8 protein-coding genes and 1 pseudogene are annotated in these 10,646 nt (G+C 72.4%); 7 read left to right on the forward strand and 2 right to left on the reverse strand.

Annotation, left to right across the window (positions count from 1 at the left end; all coding sequences use genetic code 11):
* The first annotated feature begins 140 nt into the window (after positions 1–140).
* A complete protein-coding gene (locus ACZ470_RS35550; RefSeq protein WP_468434070.1) occupies positions 141–1,922 on the forward strand; it encodes an N-acetylglutaminylglutamine amidotransferase in 1,782 nt (593 codons plus the stop codon).
* On the forward strand, positions 1,919–4,138 hold the full coding sequence (locus ACZ470_RS35555; RefSeq protein ID WP_468434071.1) for a S9 family peptidase: 2,220 nt from the start codon (positions 1,919–1,921) through the stop codon (positions 4,136–4,138). Before ACZ470_RS35550 ends, ACZ470_RS35555 begins: the two co-directional genes overlap by 4 nt.
* A gap of 34 nt (positions 4,139–4,172) precedes the next feature.
* Here ACZ470_RS35555 and ACZ470_RS35560 read toward each other — a convergent pair whose 3' ends face one another.
* Positions 4,173–6,236, reverse strand: coding sequence for a SpoIIE family protein phosphatase (locus tag ACZ470_RS35560; protein WP_468434073.1), 2,064 nt, complete (start codon positions 6,234–6,236; stop codon positions 4,173–4,175).
* A 246-nt stretch (positions 6,237–6,482) separates the two neighbouring features.
* Here ACZ470_RS35560 and ACZ470_RS35565 point away from each other — a divergent pair, with 246 nt between their 5' ends.
* The 3 genes from ACZ470_RS35565 (at position 6,483) to ACZ470_RS35575 (ending at position 8,612) form a co-directional block, all read left to right on the forward strand.
* Entirely contained in the window at positions 6,483–7,271 is a 789-nt protein-coding gene (locus tag ACZ470_RS35565) for a DUF427 domain-containing protein (protein ID WP_468434075.1), read from the forward strand.
* Between the two features lie 61 nt (positions 7,272–7,332).
* Positions 7,333–8,130, forward strand: coding sequence for a thymidylate synthase (locus ACZ470_RS35570; protein ID WP_468434077.1), 798 nt, complete (start codon positions 7,333–7,335; stop codon positions 8,128–8,130).
* Positions 8,127–8,612, forward strand: coding sequence for a dihydrofolate reductase (locus ACZ470_RS35575; RefSeq protein WP_468434079.1), 486 nt, complete (start codon positions 8,127–8,129; stop codon positions 8,610–8,612). Before ACZ470_RS35570 ends, ACZ470_RS35575 begins: the two co-directional genes overlap by 4 nt.
* 80 nt (positions 8,613–8,692) lie before the next feature.
* On the opposite strand, the pseudogene ACZ470_RS35580 reads toward ACZ470_RS35575, so the two are convergent.
* Positions 8,693–8,836, reverse strand: a pseudogene (locus ACZ470_RS35580) (alpha/beta hydrolase); the annotation flags it as partial.
* Between the two features lie 282 nt (positions 8,837–9,118).
* Here ACZ470_RS35580 and ACZ470_RS35585 point away from each other — a divergent pair.
* Together ACZ470_RS35585 and ACZ470_RS35590 are read left to right on the forward strand one after the other, a co-directional pair.
* On the forward strand, positions 9,119–9,568 hold the full coding sequence (locus ACZ470_RS35585) for a spore-associated protein (RefSeq protein WP_468434080.1): 450 nt from the start codon (positions 9,119–9,121) through the stop codon (positions 9,566–9,568).
* A gap of 234 nt (positions 9,569–9,802) precedes the next feature.
* Positions 9,803–10,525 (forward strand): S1 family peptidase, encoded by a 723-nt coding sequence (locus tag ACZ470_RS35590; RefSeq protein WP_468434082.1) that lies wholly within the window; start codon positions 9,803–9,805, stop codon positions 10,523–10,525.
* Positions 10,526–10,646 lie beyond the last annotated feature (121 nt).

Genomic DNA, 10,646 nt, shown 5'->3' on the forward strand with positions numbered 1-10,646 from the left:
GGCTCGCGCCCCTGCCCACCCCCGTCCCGAGGGAGAAGGAGACCCATGTCGACCAGTCCGGCCCAGGTTCCGGCCGACGGACCCGCGCACACCCCTCGGGGGTGTCCGACCGCCGACGCGCACCGGGGAGGTGACACCCGATGTGCGGTCTGAGCGGGGAAATACGCTTCGACGGCGGGCGGCCCGACATCACGGCCGTACGGCGCATGAGCGACCGGCTGGCCGCCCGCGGTCCCGACGGTCACGGGATCTGGTCACGGGGCGGTGTGGCACTGGCCCATCGACGGCTGAAGATCATCGACCTCTCCGATCACGGGGCCCAGCCGATGACGGACGCCGAGCAGGAGGTCACCGGCGTCTTCAACGGCTGCGTCTACAACTACCAGGAGCTGCGCGAGGAGCTGCTGGGCCTCGGCCACCGCTTCACGTCGACCTCCGACACCGAGGTCATCCTCAAGGCGTACCGGCAGTGGGGCACCGCCTGCGTCGACCGCTTCCTCGGCATGTTCGCCTTCGCCCTCGCCGAACACCGCACCGGCCGGCTGATCCTGGGCCGCGACCGGCTCGGTATCAAGCCGCTGTACCTGGCGGGGACCTCCGGGCGGCTGCGGTTCGCCTCGTCGCTTCCGGCTCTCCTCGCGGCCGGGGACGTCGACACCTCGCTGGATCCGGCGGCCCTCCACCAGTACCTCAGCTGGCACGGGACCGTCGTGGCGCCCCGCACCGTCCTGGCCGGCGTGCGCAAGCTCCCTCCCGCCACCGTGCGCGTGGTCGAGCCGGACGGCAGCCACCGGGACCACCGCTACTGGCAGCCGTCGTACACACGCCGCCCCGAGTACGCGGACATGGGCCCGAGCGAGTGGCGCGACGCGGTCCTGGACGCGCTGCGCACCGCCGTACGCCGCCGGATGGTCGCGGACGTGCCCGTGGGCGTGCTGCTCTCGGGGGGTCTGGACTCCAGTCTGATCGTGTCCCTGCTGGCCGACGAGGGACAGCGGGACGTGGCGACGTTCAGCGTGGGCTTCGAGTCGGAGGGCGGCGACGAGGGGGACGAGTTCCAGTACTCCGATCTGGTCGCGCGGGAGTTCGCGACCGACCACCACCGGTTGATGGTCCCGTCCGAGCGGGTGTCCACGGCGCTGGACGCGGCGGTCGCGGCGATGAGCGAGCCGATGATCAGCCATGACGTGGTCGCCTTCCATCTGCTGTCCGAGCAGGTGGCGAAGGAGGTGAAGGTCGTCCAGAGCGGGCAGGGCGCCGACGAGGTGTTCGCCGGCTACCACTGGTATCCGCGGCTGGCCTCCGTCGCCCGTGAGCGGGAGCCCGACCGGTACGCCGAGACGTACTTCGACCGGCCGCACGCCGATGTCGCCAGGATGCTGCGACCCGGCGTACGCGCACCGGACGACGTCTCCGGCGGTTTCGTCCGGGAGCACATGGCCGCACCGGGCGCCGAGACCGCCCTGGACGCGGCACTGCGGCTGGACACCCACGTCATGCTCGTGGACGATCCGGTGAAACGGGTCGACAACATGACCATGGACTGGGGCCTGGAGGCCCGGGTGCCCTTCCTCGACCACGAACTGGTGGAGCTGGCCGCCGCCTGTCCGCCGGACCTCAAGCTGGCCGACGGCGGCAAGGGCGTGCTCAAGGAGGCCGGCCGCAAGCTGCTCCCGCAGGACGTGGTGGACCGCCCGAAGGGGTACTTCCCGGTCCCCGCGATCACTCATATGGCCGGTCCCGTCCTGGAACGGGTCCGCGAGGCGCTCCGCGCCCCGGAGGCGAGACGGCGCGGGCTGTTCGACGACTCCTATGTCGACGGCCTTCTGGCGGCTCCCGACGCACACCGCACGAAACGCGGGGCGAACGCCCTGTGGCAAGTGGCTCTGTTGGAGATATGGCTTCAGACACACGGGATATGACCGACGGACCCGCCCCTCACGGAGCGGACGGCACCGGCACGGCGGCAGCCGGACGGCCCGCCGTACCCCGTTGGGCACAGGGCCCCGGCCCGGCGGCCCGCGAGGCTGACGACCACGCGTCCCCGCACGCCGCCCCCGCCCGGGTCCCGCTGCCCGACACCTCCGGCCCGCGTGACGCCACGACGCGGCTCACGGCCCACGGCTGCTGGTACCCCTCGGCCGACCCCGCCGGAGCGCGGGTGGCGTTCATCTGCGACCGCGGGGGCGTGCCCCAGCTGTGGGCCGGGCCCGTCGACGGCGCCGGGGTGCGGCTCCTCGACTCCGCGCCGGACCCCGTCCGGGAGGTGTCCTGGTCGCCCGACGGCCGCTGGATCGCGTACACCACGGCCCCGGGCGGCGGCGAGCACCAGCGGGTGCTGTGCGTACGGCCCGACGGCACCGGCCGCCACGTCCTGGCGGGCGCCGAGCCCGGCACCTCGGCCTATCTGGGCTGCTGGGCGCACGACGGCTCGGCCGTGGCGGTCACGGTCGCCGTCCCGACCGTCCCGACCGCGGCTCCGGACGCCGTCGACCTCCCGGACGAAGCCGGGGAGGACGCCGGCCGGCTGCCGGGCACCGGCTGGTCCGGCCGTGACGGTGAGGCCGTACTCCTCGGCCCGCCCGCGGTCGGCGGTGGGACGCGGGTCACCGCGTCCCTCTCCGTCACGGCCGGGATCACGGCGTCCGGCGACCGGACGCCCTCGACGGCCGGCTTCGGGGACGGGCTGTCCGCCTACCTGATCGATCCCGACGGGCCGACCGCGCCGGTCCTCCTCGCCGCCGAGTCGGACGCCGCGACGCTGCGCGTGTGCGATCTCAGCCGCGACGGCCGGCTCGCGCTGCTGCGCCGCGGCCCCCGCGGCCGGCGCGAGGCAGTGGTCGTCCGCACCACCGACTTCACCACCACCTGCGTCGTACCGGTGGCCGACGCCGATCCGTGGATCGGCAGGTTCTCGCCCCGGGGGGACACCGTATGGCTGCGGAGCGACGCCGACCGCGAGTTCGCCGCACTGATCGCCGCCCGTCTCGACGGCGAAGGGCGGCCCCAGGGACGGTCCGTCGCGGCCGAACGGGAGGGCTGCGACCTCGAACTGCTGCGCTTCGCGGACGACGGCCGCACCGCCGTCCTGGCGTGGAACGTCCGCGGCGCGAGCGAGCTGGAGGTCGTCGACACGTTCCCGCCCGGTGCGGCCGAGGCCCTCACCGGGCCCGCGCGTCCCGTGCCCCTGCCCCACGAAGTCGTCACCCGGATCGTGCCGGCGGGCCCGGGGCGGCTGGTGCTGGCCCTGTCGGGCTCGCAGCGCCGCCCCGGCGTGTGGTGGCTCTCCGAGGGCGGGTCCCTGCTGCGCACCCCGTGGTCGTCGAAGGACGAGGACGCCGTCCCCCCTGGCCCTCCACCCGTACGGCCGGTTCCGCTCGGTCCGACCGCGCGGGACGGGCTGCCCCTGAGCGGCTGGTACTACCGTGCGCCGGGGCGCGGCCCGGCGGAGCCGGCCCCTTGCGTGATCCATCTGCACGGTGGCCCGGAGGAACAGGAACGCCCCGTCTTCAACCCGCTCTACCACGAGATCCTGGGGAGAGGGCTGGACATCTTCGCGCCCGACGTCCGCGGTTCGTCCGGCCACGGGCGGTCGTTCGTCGACGCCGACCTGGGCGCCGGCCGGTTCGGCGCGCTCGACGACGTGGCGGACTGCGCCGGCCACGCGGTACTGGCCGGCCCGGCCGATCCGTCACGGCTGGCGGTCATGGGCCGCTCGTACGGCGGCTATCTCACCTTCGCCTCGCTCGTCCGGCACCCCGACCTGTTCCGTACCGGGGTGGCGGTCTGCGGCATGTCGGACTTCGCGACGTTCTTCGAGGGCACCGAACCGTGGATCGCGCAGTCCGCGGCGCACAAGTACGGCCATCCCGAACGCGACCGCGAACTGCTGCGCGCCCTCTCCCCCATGACCCGGATCGACGCGCTGCGCGTCCCGCTGCTCGCCGTGCACGGGGAACACGACACCAACGTCCCGCCGCGCGAGTCCGAACAGTTCGTCAGGGCCGCGCGCGAACGCGGCCACACCGCCGAGCTGCTCACCCTGCGCGACGAGGGACACGACTTCCTGCGGGCGGACAACAGGCGGCTGTTCCGCCGTGCCGCGGCGGACTGGCTGCAACGGCATCTCACCGGCTGAACCGCCGGTCCGGGCGCGGCTCCCGGTCGCCGGGTCATGCGCCGGGAGCGATGAGGAGCAGGGCGATGTCGTCGTCGGGGGCGGGCGCGTGCCGGACCAGGCAGTCGGCCATGCCGTCGAGGTCGCCCGGGTCCTCGTGTTCGAGGAGCCCCGACAGGGCCGCGATGGCGTCGTCGAAGTCGACTCCGGGGGCTTCCACGAGTCCGTCCGTGAACAGGGCGAGCACACAGCCGGGGGGCAGCCGGAATTCCAGCGCCGGGTAGTGCGTGTCCGGTTCGATGCCGAGCAGCAGTCCGGGTGGGACCGGCAGGAGTTCGGTGCGTCCGTCGGCATGACGCAGGATCGGCGGCGGATGCCCCGCGACGGCCACGCAGGCGCGGCGCGTCGCCAGGTCGAGGTGGACATAGGCACAGCTGGTGAAGCGTCCGGGATCGAGGTCGGTGAGCAGGCGGTTGGTGCGGCCCAGGACGGCGCCCGGCGACGCGCCCGCGGTGGCGTGGGCGTGGACGGCGGTGCGGACCTGCCCCATGAGGGCCGCGGCGTCCACGTCGTGGCCCTGTACGTCACCGATGGCCGCGCCGACCGTGTGCCCGTCGAGGCGGACGAGGTCGTAGAAGTCGCCGCCGATGTCCAGGCCGCGGGCGGACGGCAGATAGCGGGCGGCGACCGTCAGTCCCGGGATCCGCGGCAGCGTGCGCGGCAGGAGGGACGTCTGGAGGCGGTGGGCGAGGTGGTCCTTGGCGTCGTAGAGCCGGGCGCGGTCCAGGGCCTGCCCAATCAGCCCGGCCAGGGACGTCAGCACGGCGCGTTCGCCGGGCGGGAAGGGGTGGGGCCGGGCGTAGGCCAGCATCAGGGAACCGATGGTGCGGCCGGACGCGATCAGCGGCAGGAAGGCCCAGGAGGCCATCCCGTCCTCGTGCACCATGTCCGGGTAGGCGCGCCGGAGGTCGGCGTAGGTCGTGAAGAAGTCCGGGACCCCGGTGGTCAGGACCTCGCTGCCGGGCACGGCCGGGCTCAGCGGGATGGTGTCGAAGCGCTCCGCGATATCGGCGCGGTAGCCCTGGTGGCCGAGGATTCTCAGGCGCCCGTCCTCGGCGGCCATCAGCACCATGGCCTGCGCGCCGAGAGCGGGCAGCAACTGGTCGGCGGTCTGTTCCACGACGTTCTGCACACCGACGGCCTCGGTCAGGGTGGCCGCCATGTGCATCAGGTGGTAGAGCAGGGCGGCGCGGCTGGGGCCGGGGCTCGGCCCGGATGTCGAGGCGCGGGCGTCCTCGGCCGAGTCGCCCGGCAGGATGCGGACGCTGATGCCGGAGGAGTCCGGGTGGAGCTCGAAGGCCAGCCAGGTGTCCGGGGGGCGCAGCACGGTGAACGCCTGGGGCCGACGGCTGATCATCGCCGCGCGGTAGCGGTCCTCTACCTGGGGCACGTCCATCCAGGGCAGCGCTTCCCAGGGCAGGGCGCCCAGCAGGTCGGCCTCGTCGACGCCGAGGAGGCCGGCGGCGGCCGGGGTGATGAAGGTGATGCGGCCGTTCACGTCCAGGGCGCAGGATCCGCCCGGCAGACGGTCGACGAAGGACGCGACCGCTGTCGCCTCGGCAGGGGTGACGTCACGCCCGGTGGGCGGCGGCGGGGTCCGCGGCCGGCCGGGGGGCGGCAGCGGATCGCCGCGGTCGGCGGCCCGCCGCAGTTCACCGCCCAGGCGCCGGCAGCCCGACTCGATGGCGTCACGCTCCCGGGCGCTCAGCCGCGCCGGATGGGTCCCGGGCCACAGCAGCACCAGCCCGCCCAGGGTCTCCGTGCCGCAGGTGACCGGGGCGGCCGACAGCGCGAAGTCGTACGGCAGCACGAGCGCCGGCCGTGGGTACCGGCGTGCCATCTCCTGCTGGGTGCCGACCCAAACCAGGCTCCCCTCCCGCACGGCGTCGGCCACCGGCATGGGGTCGGTCAACGCCACCCGGCGCCACGGAGCCGCGAACTCGTACGGGACCCCGGCCACCGACACCAGCCACAGGGCGTCCGCGTCGGGCGGCAGCACGTACAGCAGCGCGCCGTAGGCGCCACTCTCCCGCAGCACGGCGGCCATCGCGGTGTCCATCACGGGTCCCGTCGGACCCGCGGCGGAATCGGGCGCTCCCCCGCCCGCCGACGGCTGTCGCGCGCCGTCGACGCCGGCCGGGCCGCATCGCGCCGGGCCACACCGAGCGTCGCCCATAGAACGGACAGTACGCCCAACTCGCCGGGGTGGCATCCAGGATCCGGTCCCCGTCCGCGAGCGGACACACTGTGACACGATTTCATGTGACAGTGAACGCGCCCACACTTGTGGAACGAGGTGGTCACCATGGCCGACGAAAGCGTGCTGCACCCCGGGCTGATCGTCCCGGTCGGGCACGTCGAGCCCGTGCCCCGGCGCGTCCGGGGGACGGTCGGCGGCCACGTGGTCTTCGACACCCGGCGCGCGCTGTACGTGTGGGAGTGGCGTGCCTATCCGCAGTTCAGCATCCCGGTCGAGGACCTGGTCGAGGGAGTGCTGACCGACGAAGGCCATGTCGAACCCCGGGGCGCGGGGCCCGCCCGGCGCCACACCCTGCGGGTCGGCTCCGAGGTCCGCGAGGGCGCGGCCTGGGTCTGGGAGGACGGCGCCCCGGAGCCTCTGCACGGCACCGTCCGTTTCGAGTGGGCGGCGCTGGACTCCTGGTTCGAGGAGGACGAACCGGTCTTCGTCCACCCCAGGAGCCCCTACTCCCGGGTGGACGCGCTGCGCTCCTCCAGCAGTGTCCGCGTGGAGCTGGACGGGGTCGTGCTGGCGGACGCGCCCCACTGCGTGAAGCTGTTCGAGACCGGTTTGCCGACCCGCTACTACCTCGACCGCACGCATGTCGATCTGACCCGGCTGCGCCGCTCCGACACGGTGACCCGCTGTCCGTACAAGGGGACGACCAGCGACTACTGGTCGTTCGACGGCGCGAGCGGCGCCCACGAGGACATCGCCTGGGCGTACGACTTCCCGACGGTCCACGCCAACCGCATCGCGGGCATGGTGGCGTTCTACGACGAGCGCGTCGACCTCCACGTCGACGGCACCCTGCTGCCCCGGCCCACCGGCCCACGGCGGGCGGCGACCCCCTGAGACTCCGCGGAGGGGCGCCCTCCGCACGTCGTGCGCGGGCCGACCGGTAGACTCGGCGCACGTGGCGGACACCCAGTACGAAGACCTGTTGCGGCTCGTGCTCACTTCCGGGACGGCCAAGGCCGACCGGACGGGCACCGGTACCCGAAGTGTCTTCGGGCACCAACTGCGTTACGACCTCTCGCAGGGGTTTCCGCTGGTCACGACCAAGAAGGTGCACCTCAAGTCCATCGTCTACGAGCTGCTGTGGTTCCTGCGCGGCGACTCGAACGTGCGCTGGCTCCAGGAGCACGGCGTCACCATCTGGGACGAGTGGGCCGACGACAACGGTGACCTGGGCCCGGTCTACGGCGCACAGTGGCGCTCCTGGCCCACCCCGGACGGCAGGCACATCGACCAGATCGCCGAGGTCCTCGACACACTGCGCCGCGACCCGGACTCCCGGCGGATGATCGTGTCCGCCTGGAACGTCTCGGAGCTGACCAGGATGGCGCTGGCACCGTGCCACGCCTTCTTCCAGTTCTACGTCGCCGACGGCAGGCTCTCCTGCCAGCTGTACCAGCGCAGCGCGGACCTGTTCCTCGGTGTCCCGTTCAACATCGCCAGCTACGCCCTGCTCACCCACATGGTGGCGCAGCAGGTGGGCCTGGATCCGGGTGACTTCATCTGGACCGGCGGGGACTGTCATATCTACGACAACCATGTCGAGCAGGTGACCGAGCAGTTGTCGCGCGCTCCCTACGAGTTCCCGACGCTGGAGCTGCGCCGGGCGGACTCGCTCTTCGACTACGCCTACTCCGACGTGCGGGTGCTCGACTACCGGCACCACCCGGCCATCAAGGCTCCGGTGGCGGTGTGAACGTCGGGCTGATCTGGGCGCAGACCGTTGACGGTGTGATCGGCGCGGACAACGCGATTCCGTGGCGGTTGCCGGAGGACATGGCGCACTTCAAGGCCGTCACCCTCGGGCATCCGGTGGTGATGGGGCGCAGGACCTGGGATTCGCTCCCTCCGCGGTTCCGCCCTCTGCCCGGCCGGCGCAACATCGTGGTGACGCGTGATCCGGGGTGGCGCGGCGACGGCGCGGACCGTGCCGGATCCATCACCGAGGCGTTGGAGTCGGCAGCGCCCGAGGCGACCTGGGTGATCGGAGGCGGCGAGATCTACCGTGCCGCCCTGCCGTACGCCACGACGCTCTCGGTGACCGAGGTCGACGCGCCGGTGAACGGCGACACCTTCGCCCCGGTGCCGGACGCGAGCTGGACAGTAGCCGAGGACGGGGGCTGGCAGCTCTCCACGTCCGGGCTCCGGTACCGCATCCGCAGGTACACGCTGGGCTGACGGGTGCGGCCGCACCCGTGATGTGCTCCGCACCGCCGGCCGGCCGACGGTGCGGAGCGCGGGGTCCGGCGTTCAGGCCGTGTGGCCTGCGCCGCCTCGTTGATCAGCCGGGCGACGTCACCGGGACGCGAGACGCCGACCGCGTGGGAGGCGGGGACGCTCACGACCGTCGCCTGCGCGCGCTCGGCCATGAAGGTCTGCGCCTGCGGCGGAATGTTGCGGTTCACTCATGGCGTGCTCCTTCAGAGCCGGTGGTTCGGGAAAAGGCATGCCACTCATGGAGACCGGGCGGGGAACCGAGATGTGACACAACCCGGAAAAAACGGCACGAAAGGCCGGGTCACGGGTGCCATGCTCCCATCCGTAGGACAGGAGACCAGTCAAAGGTGTGACATGGTGTGCGTCTCGCAATGGCCGGAAACCGGCGGTACGCGGCACAACCATTCCATCGAACCGCGAGTCAGACCACTCAGGAGCAACCACTCCAAGAGTCGCAAGGGGGAAATATGAGATTCAGCCGTTCCATCCTGGCCGCCTCCGCGTTGGCCGCCCTGTCGGTGGGGGCCACGACCGCCCTGGCGGCGCCGGCTTCGGCCGCGCCCAACACCACCCCGCAGAAGGTCTGCGGAAGCGGCTACAAGACCGTGAACTCGGCGGCCGTCGGATCCCTGGGCACCGTCTACCTGACGTACAACTCCTCCAACGGCCGGAACTGCGTCACGACCATCCGCAGCAACCCGGGCACCGCTCTGGACATGTCCGCGTGGATCTACGTCCCCGACACCGAGGCGGGGGACCAGGACGACGGGCGGTTCACGTCGTACGCGGGACCGACCTACGTCTACGGCAAGGGCCACTGCGTCGACTGGGGCGGCAGCATCAACAACGTGTACGTGCAGGTCTACGGCTCCAACTGCGGCGCCCTGAAGGAGCACCGCGTCACCTTCACCCGCTGACCCGCACCTCCTGACGCACCACTTCGCCCCGGCGGGCGGCCGTTCCCGCCGGGGTATAACACCGCGTTATCACCAAGTGTTAGTACCGCGTTTCAAGGTCTCTCCGGAATTCTGGGCCGTGCCCTTCGGCGAACCCCCGTGTCACGGCGGGGAGTTCGCCGGGGCGGCGGCCCTCGGGGCCGTAGTCCCCCACAGATACACGCCCACCCGGCGTGTCCTCCGAATCGAGGAACCTTGCGGATATCAAGGCTCGTGCCCGCTCTCATCGCAGCAGCGGTCTCCGTCCTCGCCCTTCTCGCCCCCACCGCCACCGCGGCACAGGCGCCCGCGCCCCCGAGCACCAAGGGCCCGCAGCCCATCATTGGCGGCGGGTACGCCAGCAGCGGCCCCTGGGCCGCACGGCTGTTCTCGAACGGCAGAGAGACCTGTTCGGCCACGATCATCGCCCCGACCTGGATCCTCACCGCCAAGCACTGTGTCAGCGGCGGCGGGCTGTCGTTCCGCATCGGCAGCCTGGACCAGCACAGCGGCGGCACCGTCGCCAACGGCGTCCAGACCTACACGCACGGCTCGGACCTGGCGCTCGTCCGTCTCGACCGGTCCGTGTCGGCGACCTACGCGAGGCTCGGACAGCCGGGCTCCGTGCGTGTCGGTCAGACCGTGCAGGTGTACGGCTGGGGCGCCACCTCCCGGTGCGGTTCCGAGGCGACCTGCCAGTCCCGCTACCTGAAGGTCGCCAACGTCACGGTCACCGGCGGATGCACTGACGCCTACGGCGGCTCCGCCATCTGCGCCCGCCGGGGTGACGGCATCACCGCCGGCGGCGACTCGGGCGGACCCATGATGGCAGGCGGCGTCCAGGTCGGCGTCGCCTCCACCAGCGACCGCCAGACGACCACGGCGTACACCAACGTGACGGCGTACCGCTCCTGGATCCAGTCGATCGCCGGCGTCTGAACCGCCTTGCTTCCCCTTGGCGGGGGGGGGACCCCCCCACAACAAGGGGGGGGGACCCACCACGCCCCCGGCTCCCTCCCCAGGGAGAAAAACCCGGCAGAAAAAGGGAAACTCCCCCCCT

The organism is Streptomyces sp. NPDC031111 (assembly GCF_055570675.1).

Bases quoted from the DNA above. Each gene is read 5' to 3' on its own strand.
- ACZ470_RS35560 (WP_468434073.1), bottom strand. From the start codon at position 6,236: ATGGACACCGCGATGGCCGCCGTGCTGCGGGAGAGTGGCGCCTACGGC.
- ACZ470_RS35565 (WP_468434075.1), top strand. From the start codon at position 6,483: ATGGCCGACGAAAGCGTGCTGCACCCCGGGCTGATCGTCCCGGTCGGG.
- ACZ470_RS35550 (WP_468434070.1), top strand. From the start codon at position 141: ATGTGCGGTCTGAGCGGGGAAATACGCTTCGACGGCGGGCGGCCCGAC.
- ACZ470_RS35585 (WP_468434080.1), top strand. From the start codon at position 9,119: ATGAGATTCAGCCGTTCCATCCTGGCCGCCTCCGCGTTGGCCGCCCTG.
- ACZ470_RS35555 (WP_468434071.1), top strand. From the start codon at position 1,919: ATGACCGACGGACCCGCCCCTCACGGAGCGGACGGCACCGGCACGGCG.